Origin of the sequence: Pseudomonas sp. FR229a, assembly GCF_030209115.1 — a bacterium.
In the GTDB taxonomy this organism is placed as follows: domain Bacteria; phylum Pseudomonadota; class Gammaproteobacteria; order Pseudomonadales; family Pseudomonadaceae; genus Aquipseudomonas; species Aquipseudomonas moraviensis_A.
This window is the reverse complement of the sequence record NZ_JARVSP010000014.1, coordinates 38082-53209: the sequence shown is the minus strand read 5'-3', so window position 1 is coordinate 53209 and position 15128 is coordinate 38082. Positions and strand designations below refer to the sequence as shown.

The window sequence follows — 15128 nt, the reverse complement described above, 5'->3', positions numbered from 1 at the left end:
ATCCGTCTGCTGCGGCTGCCGAATATAAAGCGCGTTGCTTTCAGCAGCCTTACAGACCCGGTGGTGAATTGCTGACGCCGGTTCACGGGCCGGCGTCGGTTATTTCCATGCTTCTTGTAGTCTTAGTGCACCAGCATGCCGGTGAACCAGTAGGCCTGAGCCAAGGTGATCAAACCGACAATCGTTGCAAAGAATAGGCTGTGCTTGAGGGTGAAGCGGAACAGATCCGATTCCTTGCCGACCAGACCGGTCGCGGCGCAAGCCACGGCGATCGATTGCGGCGAGATCATCTTGCCGGTCACGCCGCCGCTGGTATTGGCCGCCACCAGCAAGGTGTCGTTGACGCCGATCTGGTGCGCCGTGGTCGCTTGCAACGAACTGAACAGCGCGTTCGACGACGTATCCGAACCGGTGAGGAACACGCCCAGCCAACCGAGGAACGGCGAGAAGAACGGGAATGCCGCGCCGGTACCGGCCAATACCAGAGCCATGGTCGAGGACATGCCGGAGTAGTTGGTGACAAAGGCGAACGCCAGCACCATGCCGATCGACAGGATCGGCCAGCGCAGTTCGTAGAAGGTCTCTTTCAAAGTGGTCAGACCAGTTTTGAAATCGATCTTCAGCACCAGCATCGAAATCAGCGCGGAGAAGAAAATCGCTGTGCCGGTGGCGGAAATCGGATCAAGTTTGAACACCGCTGGAATGGCAGTCGGGTTGGCTACGATCGGTGCAGTCTTGATTACCACTTGATCAAGGTGCGGAATCGCGAAGTTGAATACCCAGCTGTACATCGAGCCGCCAGCAGCGAACATCGCTTTGAAAGGCTTCAGTGTCCAGATCGTCACCAGTACGGTGAGGATCAGGAACGGCGACCAAGCCTTGAAAATTTCCCCGAGGCTGTAGGGCGAAGCCACGGTGGTGCGCTTCTGGCCGAAACCGCCGACGCTGGCGCTGACCACCGAAGCCGACACGGCGCCGACGATGTGCTGGCCGGCGGCGCGGCGTGGTTGCCAGACCTTGAGGAACAGGGTCAGGGAAATCAGGCTGGCCAGCGCCGAGGTGATGTCCGGCAGTTCCGGGCCGATGAAGTTCGAAGTGAAGTACTGGGTGATGGCGAAGCTCAAACCTGCCACCAGCGCGGCCGGCCAGGTTTCCCGCACACCGCGCAGGCCGTCCATCATGAACACCAGCCAGAACGGCACGAACAGCGAAAGCAGCGGCAGTTGGCGACCGGTCATGGCGCCGATCTTGAAGGCGTCAATGCCAGTGACCTGACCCGCAACGATGATCGGAATCCCCAGCGCGCCGAACGCCACCGGCGCGGTGTTGGCGATCAGGCACAGGCCGGCGGCATACAGCGGATTGAAGCCCAGTCCTACAAGGAGTGCGGCAGTAATCGCGACCGGCGCGCCGAAACCGGCGGCACCTTCCAGAAATGCGCCGAAGCAGAAACCGATCAGCAGCACCTGCAGGCGCTGGTCATCGGTGATCGAAAGAACCGAGCTGCGGATGACCTCGAACTGGCCGCTCTTCACCGTCAGTTTGTAAAGGAATACCGCCGCGACAATGATCCAGGCAATCGGCCACAGACCATAAGCGAAGCCATAACCGGCGGCGGCGAACGCCATGTCCACTGGCATCTGGAAAGCGAAAATCGCCACGGCAATCGAGAGCGCGAGGGTGATGCTGCCGGCCACATGGCCTTTGAGGCGGAACACCGCCAGGGCGAGAAAGAAGAACACGATGGGAATGACGGCCGCGAGTGCGGAGACGCCGAGACTGCCGAGCGGGCTGTAGAGCTGTTGCCAGGTTTGCATAGTGGGGTGGCCCCTAATTGTTGTTGGTCAGGCACTGTCAGCGTATTTGGATAATTGGTAAGACCAATTTACAAGCGCTGTTGGCTAGGGTAAAAGCCTTGGCGTAGGTGTGTCAATTTGCCGCCCTGAAACTTTCGTCGAAGATACGGTGCAGGGGGCAACTGATCCGGTTTCGCGAAGTGGTGTCTGGCAGGTGTCGGCGGCGCGCGGATAGGCCAGAATAGACAGCCCGGCGAGCGGTCGGGATCGTGGAGAAATGAGTTATGGGCTTTGATCAGATACGTCAGCGCCGTTTGTCTGACGATATTGTCGAGCGCCTCGAAGGGATGATCCTTGAGGGCACGCTGAAGTCAGGCGAGCGGCTGCCGGCCGAGCGCACCCTGGCCGAACAATTTGGCGTATCACGCCCGTCGTTGCGCGAGGCGATTCAGAAACTCGCGGCCAAAGGCTTGCTGGTCAGCCGCCAGGGCGGCGGCAATTATGTGGTGGAAGGGCTTGGTTCGACGTTCAGCGATCCGCTGTTGCAATTGCTTGAAAGCAATCCTGAAGCGCAGCGTGATTTGCTCGAGTTCCGGCACACCCTGGAGGCATCGTGCGCCTATTACGCCGCATTGCGCGCCACCGATGTCGATCGTGAACGACTGACTACTGCGTTCGAAGAGCTGCAGGATTGCTACTCGCGCCATGAAGAGGTCAGCCGCGCGGAAGAGGGCGCGGCGGATGCGAAATTTCATCTGGCGATTGCCGAGGCCAGCCACAACGCGGTGTTGCTGCATACCATTCGCGGTTTGTTCGATCTGCTCAAGCGCAACGTCGTGACCAACATTGGCGGCATGTACAAACAGCGCACGGAAACCCGTGACATGCTGATCTCGCAGCATCGGGAATTGTATCTGGCGATTATCGAAGGGCGCGCGGAGCAGGCCAGAGAAGTGTCCAGCCGACATATTCTGTATGTGCAGGAAGTGCTGGAAGAGGTGCGTCAGGAGGTGCAGCGCATGGCTCGGGCGGAGCGGCGCAAGGGGATGTGATCAGGCGTGTTTGTGTTGATGCTGAAATAGCTTTCGCGAGCAGGCTCGCTCCCACATGGAAATGCATTCCTGATGTGGGAGCGAGCCTGCTCGCGAATTGGCGCTAAAGGGGAAAGATCAGTCTTCCTTGCCCTTGTTGCGCACCGCTCGCTGCAATTCACGACCGGCGTCGCGCTCGCGCTCGGTGTCACGCTTGTCGTATTCCTTCTTGCCCTTGCCCAGAGCGATCTCGCACTTGACCATGTGCTTGCTCCAGTACCAGGACAGGCAGACGCAGGCGTAACCCTTTTGCTGCACGGCGGCGGCGAGCTTGTCCAGCTCGCGGCGGTTGAGCAGCAGTTTGCGCGTGCGCACCGGGTCGGCGATGACGTGAGTGCTTGCGGTCATCAGCGGCGTGATGTGGCTGCCGAGCAACCACGCTTCGCCATCCTTGAGCAGGACATAGCTGTCGACCAGCTGCAACTTGCTCGCCCGCAGACTTTTTACTTCCCAGCCGGCCAGGACCAGACCAGCCTCGAACTTGTGCTCGATGAAGTAATCGTGTCGCGCCTTTTTGTTCTGCGCGATGGTCCCTGTTGGGTGTTTCTTCTGTTTAGCCATAGGGGCGGCATTATATGGAGTTGTTCGGCTGTCGGCTACGGTGTTGCTGCGTGCTTGAGCAGGTTGAGTGAATCCCGGACAATGCGGCCTCTTTTTCTAACGCTTGGGCGTGATAAACGATGTCGACAGACAAGGTTTCTGTCCACGGCAGTTGGGCTAGCCGCTGGGTATTCATACTCGCCGCGACCGGTTCGGCCGTGGGACTGGGTAGTATCTGGAAGTTCCCCTACATGGTCGGGGTCTACGGTGGCGGCGCCTTCGTGCTGATGTTCCTGGCGTGCATCGCGCTCATCGGTGTCCCGGTCATGCTCGCGGAAACCCTGATCGGCCGGCGCGCCCGACAGAGTCCGGCGAACGCCCTGAAGGTGCTGGCGCTGGAGGCGGGACACTCGGCCAAATGGTCGTGGGGCGCGTTTGCCGGGATGATCACGGCTCTGCTGATCCTGTCTTTCTATAGTGTGGTCGGCGGCTGGTCGCTGGACTACATCGTCGACATGGGCCGGGGCGATTTCCAGGGCGCGACGGCCGATCAGGTCGGCGCCTATTTCGGCAATGTCATCTCCAATCCATGGCGCCTGACACTTTGGCATACGATTTTTATGCTGCTGTCGGCCTACGTGATCGCCAAAGGTGTGGTCGCCGGGCTTGAGCGCAGCTTGCGGATCATGATGCCGCTGCTGTTCGTGATGGTGTTGGTGTTGCTGGGGTACAGCATGACCACCGGGCATTTCATGGAAGGCGTGCATTTCATGTTCGACTTCCACCCGGAAAAAGTCCTCGACGGCCTGTTGCCAGCGATGGGCCACGCGTTCTTTTCGCTGAGCGTTGGCGTCGGCTCGATCATGATCTACGGCGCCTACATGCCAAAGAACACCTCGCTGTCGGGCACGGTGGTCGGTGTTGCGCTGCTGGATACTTTCGTATCGCTGGTAGCCGGTCTGGCGTTGTTTCCGATTGTGTTCGCCGCGGGCCTGAACCCGAGCGAAGGCCCCGGCCTGATGTTCGTCAGCCTGCCATTTGCTTTTGGTAACGTATTTCTCGGCCAGTTGATGGGCGTGGTGTTCTTTGTGCTGGTCGCGGTGGCCGCGTGGAGTTCGGCGATCTCCCTGCTCGAACCGATGGTGGCTTACCTGGTTGAACGCACGAAAATCAGCCGCGCCTGGGTGACTTTCTGGCTGGCGTTCACCTGCTGGTTTGTCGGTCTGGGCACGGTGTTTTCCTTCAACATCTGGAAGGAAGCCAAGTTTTTCGTGAACGAAGGCGGGGTGTTCAGCCTCTACCAATGGGGTGCGCAGAGCGGTCTCGACTTCTTCGGTGTGATCGATTTCTTCACCTCGCGGATCATGTTGCCGCTCGGTGGCTTGTGTTTCGTGCTGTTCGCGGGATGGGTGATGGGGCGAGAAGCGGTGCGGGATGAATTGTCCATCCGTAACCCGGTTCTGTTTGCCCTCTCCCTGTTCTTGATGCGCTACGTGGCGCCTATCGGCATTCTTGTAGTCTTTGCCGCTCAGCTCTGGAAGTAACGCTTACATGACGACACATATCCAACGATCCGCGCTTCTGCCGTACCCGGCGCAGTTTCTCTACGACCTGGTCAACGACGTCGCGCGGTACCCGGAGTTTCTGCCGTGGTGCTCGGAGGCCGAAGTGCTGGAAAGCTCCCCGGAACACATGCGCGCCAGTGTCGGCGTGGCCAAGGGCGGCCTCAGCCAGCATTTCGTCACGCGCAATACGCTGGTGCCGGGGCAGTCGATCGAGATGAACCTTGAAGAAGGCCCGTTCACACAGTTGCACGGCATCTGGGTGTTCAAGGCGCTGAACGAAAAAGCCTGCAAGATCAGTCTGGATCTGTCGTTCGATTATGCCGGGCCGCTGGTGCGCGCTACGTTGGGCCCGCTGTTCAATCAGGCGGCCAATCAGCTGGTGGATGCTTTCTGCCAGCGCGCCAAGCAGATGCACGGTTGAGCCGGTGATCGATATAGAAGTGGTGTACGCGGCGGTTGATCGGCAAGTTCTGCGTGCGATCAGCGTCGCTGAGGGCGTTAGCGTTCGGGCGGCGGTGCACGAATCGGGCATCGCGGCCGAGTTTCCTGAGCTGAATCTGGCGGAATGTCCGCTGGGGATTTTTGGCAAAGTCGTGACTGACGCGGATGCGCGTGCTGTTCAGGCCGGCGATCGCATCGAAATTTATCGTCCGCTGCTGGCGGATCCCAAAGAGGTTCGACGCCTGCGTGCGGCCAAGGCTGCTGAGGCCAAGGCGCGCAATACCTGATCGAGCCAAACGACAGGCAATAAAAAACCCGGAATGTCCGGGTTTTTTATTGCCTCGCGGATTACTGCGGCGAGGTGTCCAGCGGCTCTGGTGTCGGAACCGGTACGGTTTCCACACCATCGACGTCCTTCTGGATCTGATCCAGCAAGGAGCCGGGCTTGGCTGGTTTCTCAGCTTCTGGCTTCTCGGCGTTTTCAGCAGGCGCGGTCACGTTCGTGCCGCTGTCCTTGCCGAGAATGGCTTCGTCACGGCTCACGCCCGGCATGAAGTCACCGGACAGGCTGACAAGCTGGTCGTTGGAATTGAAGATAACGCTGATTCGTTCCTGCTGGCGTTCACCGCCACCCGGTTGCAGGCTGTACAGATAATCCCAGCGATCGGCATGGAACGTGTCGGCAAGCAGAGGGTTGCCCATGATAAACCGTACTTGCGGCCGGGTCATTCCCGGGCGTAACTGGTCTATCATGTCCTGCGTGACGACATTGCCCTGCTGGATGTCGATTTTGTAAACCCCGGGGAATGAACAACCGGCGAGTGCGAGCAGTCCCACAAAGGTGAAACTGGTTAGCAAGAGCTTGGTGTTTTGCATCGGTGGGCGACTTCCACTATCTTGGCTGGGACAACGTAAACGCCGATCATACCCGCATTAAGAGAAGCTGCGAAGCAGCATCGCGAGAAAGCTGACCATGGTTGAAAATAGCGAACTACGCAAAGCCGGCCTCAAAGTGACCCTGCCACGGGTCAAGATCCTGCAAATGCTCGACTCTACCGAGCAGCGCCACATGAGTGCCGAGGACGTCTACAAGGCGTTGATGGAAGCTGGTGAGGACGTCGGCCTGGCCACGGTTTACCGTGTACTGACCCAGTTCGAAGCGGCCGGCCTCGTGGTCCGCCACAACTTCGACGGCGGCCACGCGGTCTTCGAACTGGCTGACGGTGGCCACCACGACCATATGGTCAACGTGGAGTCGGGTGAAGTCATCGAATTCTTCGACGAAGAAATCGAAAAACTTCAGAAATCGATCGTCGAGAAGCACGGCTTCGAGATGGTTGATCACAATCTCGTACTGTACGTACGCAAGAAAAAGTAAGCATGTCGCGCGAATTTCACATTCGCGAAACGAACGAAGGCGACCCAAGGGTCGCCTTCGTGCTTTCTACCGTTTGTCAGGCCTTGGCGGTCACCACCATTTTTTTCGCGTGAGCCAGGGATTCCTTGGTCAGATCGATGCCACCGAGCATGCGCGCGACTTCTTCGATGCGTTCGTTCTTGCTCAGCTTCGCGACGGCGGTGTGAGTCGCCTTCTCGTCGCGGACCTTGTGCACGAACAGATGCTGATGACCCTGCGCCGCCACTTGCGGCAAGTGGGTCACGGTCAAGACCTGGCCGCGATCACCGAGGCGCCGCAGTAGCTGGCCGACGATCTCGGCAGTCGGGCCACCGATACCTACGTCCACTTCGTCGAATACCAGCGTTGGCACACGGGAGGTCTGGGCGGTGATCACCTGAATCGCCAGACTGATCCGCGACAGCTCACCGCCGGACGCGACTTTGGCCAGCGCCTTGAGCGGTTGGCCGGGGTTGGCGCTGACCAGCAGTTCGACCTGTTCCAGTCCGTTCGGCAGCAATTCGTCGCTGCTGTTGGCTTTCAGTTCAATGGTGAAGCGGCCGCCGGGCATGCCCAGGCGCTGGATTTCCTGCTCCACCGCACTGGCGAGACTGCCGGCTGCCTGATGACGGAGATCGCTCAGCTCGCGGGCTTTCTCTTGATAGTGACGGGCGTAGGAGGCCAGCTCTTCGCCCAGGCGCTCGATGGATTCATCGTTGGCGTTCAGGGTTTCGATTTCTTCCAGCAACTTCTGCTGCATTTCGCCGACTTCGGTCGGTTGAATCCGGTGTTTGCGCGCCAGGGTGTAGATCGCGTCCAGGCGCTCTTCCAGATATTGCAGGCGAGCCGGGTCGGCATCGAAGTTGTCGAGAAAGCGGTTGAGCTCGCCGACCGCTTCTTCTACCTGAATCTGCGCGCTGGTCAGCAGGCTGCTCGCTTCACCCAGCGCACCCACTGAATTATTCACGCTGGACAGGCGATTGAGGCTGGCGGTCAGCGCATTCAGCACATTGCCGGAATCGCTTTCACTGCACTGCTCGACCACTTGCCGGCAAATGCCCAACAAGGTTTCGGCGTTGGTCAGGTTCTTGTGTTCCTGCTCCAGCTGTTCGAGTTCGTTTTCGCCGAGGCCGAGGTTTTCCAGTTCTTCGAGCTGGTAGCTGAGCAGTTGATGGCGTGCGCGTTGTTCATCGCCGGAGTTGGAGAGGCGCTCGAGTTCCTGGCGGGTCTGGCGCCAGCGCTGGGCGGCAAGTTGTACCTGACGCGCCAGATCGGTGGCCCCGGCGTACTCGTCGAGCAGGCGGCGATGGGTGTCGGTTTTCAGCAGCGACTGGTGTTCATGCTGGCTGTGGATATCGATCAGCAGCTCGCCAAAGGCTTTGAGGTCGCCAAGCGGGCAGGGCGTGCCGTTGATATAGCCGCGCGAACGACCTTCCGAGGTGATGACCCGACGCAGAATGCACGGCCCGTCGTTTTCCAGGTCGCGCTCGGTCAGCCAGGCGCTGGCTTCAGGGATATCGGCCAGGTCGAACGTGGCGAGAATGTCGGCTTTATCGGCGCCCGGGCGGACCACGCCGCTGTCGGCGCGATCACCCAGGGTAAGGCCCAGGGCATCGAGCATGATCGATTTGCCGGCGCCGGTTTCCCCTGTGATCACGCTCATCCCGCGATCGAGTTCGAGATCGAGATGTTCGACGATGGCGTAGTTGTGTACGGACAGGTGCACCAGCATAAGGGCCGCTCCCAGGCTTGAGGTCTGGTTATTTATACAGTGTTTTGTTCCGGCCTGACAATGCCCTCGCTTAGCTCGATTTGCTTGATAGAAAAGTTTTCTTAGCGCATTCGAGAATGACTATTCAGCACTTTTTTGTAGGGACAATCGATTGCAGCCCTTGAAGCCTGATTTTGCGGCCCCATATATCGGGGCAGAAGCGCGAGTCAGGCTCGCGGACGAAATTGAAAGGAGAATTCTATGGCTGACGAACAGACAGTAGATACGCAAAACCCAGATGCCAATCAGGCGCCCGAAGGTTCGGGTGACGACCTGGCGACCCGTGTGCAAGTGCTCGAAGAGCAATTGGCCGCCGCGCAGGATCAGTCTCTGCGTGTTGCTGCCGATCTGCAGAACGTTCGCCGCCGTGCCGAGCAGGACGTCGAGAAGGCGCACAAATTTGCCCTGGAAAAATTCGCCAGCGACCTGCTGCCGATCGTCGACAGCCTGGAGCGCGGCCTCGAGCTGTCGAGCCCGGACGACGAAAGCATCCGTCCGATGCGCGAAGGCATCGAGCTGACCCTCAAAATGTTCCACGACACCCTCAAGCGCTACCAGCTTGAAGCGATCGATCCGCATGGCGAACCGTTCAACGCCGTTCACCATCAGGCGATGGCCATGCAGGAAAGCGCCGACGTCGAGCCGAACAGCGTGCTGAAGGTTTTCCAGAAGGGTTACCAGCTCAATGGTCGCCTGCTGCGCCCGGCGATGGTCGTGGTCAGCAAGGCGCCGGCACCGGTTTCGCCTTCGATTGACGAGCAGGCTTGAAATTAGCCGCAAGGCCCCCATTTAGAAGTCAAGCGTTTAAGTGCTACCGCAGTCAGCCACCACTGCTGCGGCAACAAAATCCAAAGTTTCGGGAGAGTGAACATGGGCAAAATTATCGGTATCGACCTGGGGACTACCAACTCCTGCGTCTCCGTGCTGGAAAACGGCAAAGCCAAAGTTATTGAAAACGCTGAAGGCGCGCGTACCACGCCGTCGATCATCGCTTACGCCAACGATGGCGAAATTCTGGTAGGTCAGTCGGCCAAGCGTCAGGCTGTCACCAACCCGCACAACACCCTGTACGCAGTAAAGCGTCTGATCGGTCGTCGTTTCGACGAAGAAGTTGTGCAGAAAGACATCCAGATGGTCCCTTACAAGATCGTCAAGGCTGACAACAACGACGCCTGGGTTGAAGTGAGCGGCCAGAAAATGGCTCCGCCACAAATCTCGGCTGAAATTCTGAAGAAGATGAAGAAGACCGCCGAAGACTACCTCGGCGAGGCAGTGACCGAAGCGGTGATCACCGTTCCGGCCTACTTCAACGACAGCCAGCGTCAGGCCACCAAAGACGCCGGCCGCATCGCTGGTCTGGACGTAAAACGTATCATCAACGAACCAACTGCAGCCGCTCTGGCTTACGGTATGGACAAGGCCAAGGGCGATCACACCGTGATCGTTTATGACCTGGGTGGCGGTACTTTCGACGTTTCCGTAATCGAAATCGCTGAAGTTGACGGTGAGCACCAGTTCGAAGTGTTGGCCACCAACGGTGACACCTTCCTCGGCGGTGAAGACTTCGACATTCGTCTGATCGACTACCTCGTTGACGAATTCAAGAAAGAAAGCGGCATGAACCTCAAAGGTGACCCGCTGGCCATGCAGCGCCTGAAAGAAGCCGCTGAGAAAGCCAAGATCGAACTGTCGTCCGCTCAGTCGACCGACGTCAACCTGCCGTACATCACTGCAGACGCGACCGGTCCTAAGCACCTGAACGTGAAAATCTCGCGTGCCAAGCTCGAAGCACTGGTTGAAGACCTGGTTCAGCGCACCATCGAACCTTGCCGCATTGCCATGAAAGACGCTGGTATCGACGTCAGCGCGATCAACGACGTGATTCTGGTCGGTGGTCAGACTCGTATGCCGCTGGTGCAGAAGCTGGTTACCGATTTCTTCGGTAAAGAAGCGCGTAAAGACGTCAACCCGGACGAAGCCGTTGCCATGGGTGCTGCGATTCAGGGCGCTGTTCTGGCCGGTGACGTGAAAGACGTGCTGCTGCTCGACGTCAGCCCGCTGACCCTGGGTATCGAAACCATGGGTGGCGTGATGACCGCGCTGATCGAGAAAAACACCACGATTCCTACCAAGAAATCGCAAGTGTTCTCGACTGCCGACGACAACCAGGGCGCTGTGACCATTCACGTTCTGCAGGGCGAGCGCAAGCAAGCCGCACAGAACAAATCGCTGGGCAAGTTCGACCTGGCCGACATTCCACCAGCTCCACGTGGCGTGCCGCAGATCGAAGTGACCTTCGACATCGACGCCAACGGCATCCTGCACGTCGGCGCGAAAGACAAGGCTACCGGCAAGACCCAGTCGATCGTGATCAAGGCCAACTCCGGTCTGTCCGACGAAGAAATCGAGCGCATGGTGCGTGACGCCGAGGCGAATGCCGAGGAAGACCGCAAGTTCGAAGAACTGGCCGCTGCCCGTAACCAGGGTGATGCACTGGTGCACTCGACTCGCAAGATGATCGCTGACGCGGGCGACAAGGTCACCGCCGAAGAGAAGACTGCAATCGAAGCTGCAGTGGTTGCTCTGGAAGCCGCCGTCAAAGGCGACGACAAGGCTGCCATCGAAGCCAAGGTTGAAGAGCTGTCGAAAGTCTCCGCTCCGGTTGCTCAGAAGATGTACGCCGAACAGGCTCAGCCAGCTGATGGCGCAGCCCCGCAAGGCGAATCGGCTGAGAAGGCTGACGACGTTGTCGACGCCGAGTTCGAAGAAGTAAAAGATCACAAGTAAGTTGTTGGTCGCCCGGTTGACTGCCTTGCGGCGGTGACTGGTAGGATGTCGCCGCGCGGGAGCTTGCCTCCCGCGTTGGCGTATCTGGAATACGCGAATTTTTACAGCATGCGACAGCGTTCGGATGCTGGCGGTATGGCCGGGAATGCTCCTGCTTTTCGCGCCGCAGATACCGCATCAATCAAGACCAGGATCGTTGAATTGACGTGAGTTGGGTCCGGGCCTTAATGGGGGCTCAACGAGTTTGGCGAGGCTCAGGAGGGGTTTGCCGAACGTCCTTAAGAGTGCAAAGAACTTATGGCAAAGCGTGACTATTACGAAGTATTGGGTGTCGAGCGGGGCACGAGCGAAGCGGACCTGAAAAAGGCCTATCGCCGTCTGGCCATGAAGCACCACCCCGACCGTAATCCCGGCGACAAAGCTTCGGAAGAAGCATTCAAAGAGGCCAACGAGGCCTATGAAGTGTTGTCCGACGCCAGCAAGCGCGCGGCATACGACCAGTACGGACATGCCGGTGTCGATCCGAGCATGGGCGGCGGCGGTGCCGGTTTCGGTGGCCAGAACTTCTCGGACATCTTTGGCGATGTCTTCAGTGACTTTTTCGGCGGCGGTCGCGGCGGTTCCCGTGGCGGCGCCCAGCGTGGCAGCGATCTGCGCTACACCCTGGAGCTGAATCTGGAAGAAGCGGTGCGCGGCACGTCGGTGAATATCCGCGTTCCGACACTGGTCAACTGCAAGCCGTGCGATGGTTCCGGCGCCAAGAAAGGCTCCTCGCCGACGACATGCCCGACCTGCGGCGGTATTGGCCAGGTGCGCATGCAGCAGGGCTTCTTCTCGGTGCAGCAGACCTGCCCGCGCTGCCATGGCCAAGGCAAGATCATTTCCGATCCGTGCGACTCCTGCCACGGCGACGGTCGCGTCGAAGAGTACAAAACCCTGTCGGTGAAAGTGCCGGCCGGTGTTGATACCGGCGACCGCATTCGTCTGTCCGGCGAAGGCGAGGCGGGTACCCAGGGCGGGCCGACTGGCGACCTGTATGTTGTGATCAATGTGCGCGAGCACGACATCTTCCAGCGTGACGGCAAGCATCTGTTCTGCGAAGTGCCGATCAGCTTCGTTGACGCAGCGTTGGGCGGCGAGCTGGAGATTCCGACCCTCGACGGTCGCGTCAAACTGAAAATCCCCGAAGGCACGCAGACCGGCAAGCAGTTCCGCGTACGCGGCAAAGGCGTGGCGCCAGTGCGTGGCGGCGGTGCCGGTGACCTGATGTGTCGTGTGGCTGTGGAAACGCCGGTCAACCTCAATCGTCGTCAGCGTGAACTGCTGGAAGAATTCCGCAGCTCCCTGGCTGACGACAACAGCCATTCGCCGAAAACCACCGGTTGGTTCGACGGTGTGAAGCGTTTCTTCGGCGATTTGTAAGGAGTCGGCATGCGACGTATTGCAGTGATGGGCGCCGCCGGGCGCATGGGCAAGACCCTGATCGAAGCGGTGCAGCAGACGCCGGGCGCCGGTCTGACCGCGGCGGTCGATCGTCCCGACAGCACGCTGGTTGGCGCGGATGCCGGTGAGCTGGCAGCGCTGGGCCGTATTGGCGTGCCGCTGTCCGGTGATCTGGATCGTGTGGTTGAAGAGTTCGATGTGTTGATCGACTTCACCCACCCGACCGTGACCCTGAAGAACCTCGCGTTCTGCCGCAAACACGGCAAGGCGATGATCATCGGTACCACCGGTTTCAGTGTTGAAGAGAAGCAGTTGCTGGCCGAGGCGGGCAAGGACATTCCAATCGTTTTCGCTGCCAACTTCAGCGTCGGCGTCAACCTCTGCCTGAAGTTGCTCGACACCGCTGCGCGCGTGCTGGGCGACGATGTCGATATCGAGATCATGGAAGCCCATCACCGGCACAAGGTCGATGCCCCGTCGGGTACCGCCGTGCGCATGGGTGAAGTGATTGCCGATGCGCTGGGACGTGATCTGAAGAAGGTCGCGGTCTACGGTCGCGAAGGTCAGACCGGTGCGCGTGAGCGTGAAACCATTGGTTTCGCCACCGTGCGTGCCGGCGACATCGTCGGTGACCACACCGTTCTGTTCGCTGCCGATGGCGAGCGCGTCGAGATCACCCACAAGGCTTCGAGCCGCATGACCTTCGCCAAGGGCGCGGTGCGTGCGGCGCTGTGGCTGGATGGTCGCGAACCGGGCCTGTACGACATGCAAGACGTGCTCGACCTGCGTTGAGTCGTTGCTGAACCCGGCGCAGACGTCCCGTTTTGCGCCGGTTTTTACCGCTTGGCGACGACCTGTCGCATTCTCCGGCCTTTAAGGCTCTTTAGCGGTGGACCAAAAACGGCCTTTTCTGTAAGCTACAGCTTTAGTGTGTCCACTAAAAGCGCGCAGAATAATTTCAGTGAAGAAGCGGGGTGACGTGTCCATACGTCACTCCGCTTTTTTACAACCTGCGATTGCCCTTTCATGCGTTATTTACGGGAGGTCTTCTTGACTAAGCCAGCCATACTCGCCCTTGCTGATGGCAGCATTTTTCGCGGCGAAGCCATTGGAGCCGACGGTCAGACCGTTGGTGAGGTGGTGTTCAACACCGCAATGACCGGCTATCAGGAAATCCTTACCGATCCTTCCTACGCCCAACAGATCGTTACCCTGACTTACCCGCACATCGGCAACACCGGCACCACGCCGGAAGACGCCGAGTCCGACCGCGTATGGTCCGCTGGCCTGGTCATCCGTGACCTGCCGCTGGTAGCGAGCAACTGGCGTAACACGATGTCCCTGTCCGATTACCTGAAAGCCAACAATGTAGTGGCAATCGCGGGTATCGACACCCGTCGCCTGACCCGCATCCTGCGTGAAAAAGGCGCACAGAACGGCTGCATCATGGCCGGCGACAACATCTCCGAAGAAGCGGCCATCGCCGCTGCGCAAGGCTTCCCGGGCCTGAAGGGCATGGACCTGGCGAAAGTCGTCAGCACCAAGACTCAATACGAATGGCGCTCGACTGTCTGGGATCTGAAAACCGACAGCCACGCGACCATCGAAGCCTCCGAACTGCCATACCATGTGGTTGCCTACGACTACGGCGTCAAGGTCAACATCCTGCGCATGCTGGTCGAGCGCGGCTGCCGCGTCACCGTGGTGCCGGCTCAGACTCCAGCCGCCGATGTGCTGGCGCTCAAGCCGGACGGCGTGTTCCTGTCCAACGGCCCTGGTGACCCGGAGCCATGCGACTACGCGATCCAGGCGATCAAGCAAGTGCTGGAAACCGAGACGCCGGTGTTCGGCATCTGCCTCGGCCACCAGTTGCTGGCTCTGGCCTCCGGCGCCAAGACCCTGAAAATGGGCCACGGCCACCACGGTGCCAACCACCCGGTGCAGGACCTGGACACCGGCGTGGTAATGATCACCAGCCAGAACCACGGTTTTGCGGTAGACGAAGCCACCCTGCCAGCCAACGTGCGCGCGATCCACAAGTCGCTGTTCGACGGCACCCTGCAAGGCATCGAGCGCACCGACAAGAGCGCGTTCAGCTTCCAGGGTCACCCTGAAGCGAGCCCGGGCCCGAACGATGTCGCGCCACTGTTCGACCGCTTCATCAACGAGATGGCCAAGCGACGCTAAGCGTTCGCCTTGAGACTGTAGAGAGAAGCCTTGAGGGCGGCCCCGGCACCCGGCGGCCCCTTCGGGACTTCAGAAATCGATCAAGACGGCTTGCCGACTGACCTGCGGATT

14 protein-coding genes are annotated in these 15128 nt (G+C 59.5%); 10 read left to right on the top strand and 4 right to left on the bottom strand.

Translation table 11 applies throughout. The features are described 5' to 3' along the window. Window positions 1-122: 122 nt before the first annotated feature. Window positions 123-1817, bottom strand: a complete 1695-nt coding sequence (locus QRN33_RS12820; RefSeq protein ID WP_252873885.1) for a lactate permease LctP family transporter — start codon at window positions 1815-1817, stop codon at window positions 123-125. A 263-nt stretch (window positions 1818-2080) separates the two neighbouring features. Between QRN33_RS12820 and QRN33_RS12815 the strand changes: the two genes are divergently transcribed. Further along, a complete protein-coding gene (locus tag QRN33_RS12815) occupies window positions 2081-2848 on the top strand; it encodes a GntR family transcriptional regulator (RefSeq protein ID WP_042608853.1) in 768 nt (255 codons plus the stop codon). Between the two features lie 117 nt (window positions 2849-2965). On the opposite strand, the gene smpB is transcribed toward QRN33_RS12815, so the two are convergent. Further along, window positions 2966-3448 carry an SsrA-binding protein SmpB gene (gene smpB / locus QRN33_RS12810; protein WP_007953781.1) on the bottom strand — a complete coding sequence of 161 codons (483 nt, stop codon included), beginning with the start codon at window positions 3446-3448 and terminating at the stop codon, window positions 2966-2968. Window positions 3449-3567: 119 nt separating this feature from the next. Between smpB and QRN33_RS12805 the strand changes: the two genes are divergently transcribed. From QRN33_RS12805 to QRN33_RS12795, 3 genes are read left to right on the top strand one after another with little or no spacing between them, the layout of a single operon-like run. After that, window positions 3568-4971, top strand: a complete 1404-nt coding sequence (locus QRN33_RS12805; RefSeq protein ID WP_042608854.1) for a sodium-dependent transporter — start codon at window positions 3568-3570, stop codon at window positions 4969-4971. 7 nt (window positions 4972-4978) lie between these two features. Further along, the gene (locus QRN33_RS12800; protein WP_016771773.1) at window positions 4979-5413 is read left to right on the top strand and encodes a type II toxin-antitoxin system RatA family toxin; all 435 of its coding nucleotides are present in this window, start codon (window positions 4979-4981) and stop codon (window positions 5411-5413) included. Then, window positions 5376-5720: an RnfH family protein gene (locus QRN33_RS12795; protein ID WP_285408846.1), complete on the top strand. Its 345-nt coding sequence runs from the start codon at window positions 5376-5378 to the stop codon at window positions 5718-5720. The genes QRN33_RS12800 and QRN33_RS12795 overlap by 38 nt, the downstream gene beginning before the upstream one ends. 61 nt (window positions 5721-5781) lie before the next feature. Here QRN33_RS12795 and QRN33_RS12790 read toward each other — a convergent pair whose 3' ends face one another. Then, the gene (locus tag QRN33_RS12790; RefSeq protein WP_042608857.1) at window positions 5782-6309 is read right to left on the bottom strand and encodes an outer membrane protein assembly factor BamE; all 528 of its coding nucleotides are present in this window, start codon (window positions 6307-6309) and stop codon (window positions 5782-5784) included. 97 nt (window positions 6310-6406) lie between these two features. On the opposite strand from QRN33_RS12790, the gene fur reads away from it, so the two are divergent. Further along, complete coding sequence (gene fur / locus QRN33_RS12785; protein WP_016771770.1) at window positions 6407-6811, top strand: ferric iron uptake transcriptional regulator; 405 nt, start codon at window positions 6407-6409, stop codon at window positions 6809-6811. A gap of 76 nt (window positions 6812-6887) precedes the next feature. Here the strand turns inward: fur and recN are convergent, their stop codons facing one another. Then, entirely contained in the window at window positions 6888-8561 is a 1674-nt protein-coding gene (recN, locus tag QRN33_RS12780) for a DNA repair protein RecN (RefSeq protein WP_285408843.1), read from the bottom strand. 240 nt (window positions 8562-8801) lie between these two features. Between recN and grpE the strand changes: the two genes are divergently transcribed. From grpE to carA, 5 genes are all read left to right on the top strand, one after another. Further along, on the top strand, window positions 8802-9368 hold the full coding sequence (gene grpE, locus QRN33_RS12775; protein WP_039759570.1) for a nucleotide exchange factor GrpE: 567 nt from the start codon (window positions 8802-8804) through the stop codon (window positions 9366-9368). A gap of 102 nt (window positions 9369-9470) precedes the next feature. Continuing rightward, window positions 9471-11387, top strand: coding sequence for a molecular chaperone DnaK (gene dnaK, locus QRN33_RS12770; RefSeq protein WP_285408841.1), 1917 nt, complete (start codon window positions 9471-9473; stop codon window positions 11385-11387). 297 nt (window positions 11388-11684) lie between these two features. After that, window positions 11685-12809 carry a molecular chaperone DnaJ gene (dnaJ, locus tag QRN33_RS12765; protein ID WP_039759565.1) on the top strand — a complete coding sequence of 375 codons (1125 nt, stop codon included), beginning with the start codon at window positions 11685-11687 and terminating at the stop codon, window positions 12807-12809. A 9-nt stretch (window positions 12810-12818) separates the two neighbouring features. Further along, complete coding sequence (dapB, locus tag QRN33_RS12760) at window positions 12819-13622, top strand: 4-hydroxy-tetrahydrodipicolinate reductase (RefSeq protein WP_016771766.1); 804 nt, start codon at window positions 12819-12821, stop codon at window positions 13620-13622. 258 nt (window positions 13623-13880) lie between these two features. After that, window positions 13881-15017: a glutamine-hydrolyzing carbamoyl-phosphate synthase small subunit gene (gene carA / locus QRN33_RS12755; protein WP_064364500.1), complete on the top strand. Its 1137-nt coding sequence runs from the start codon at window positions 13881-13883 to the stop codon at window positions 15015-15017. Window positions 15018-15128 lie beyond the last annotated feature (111 nt).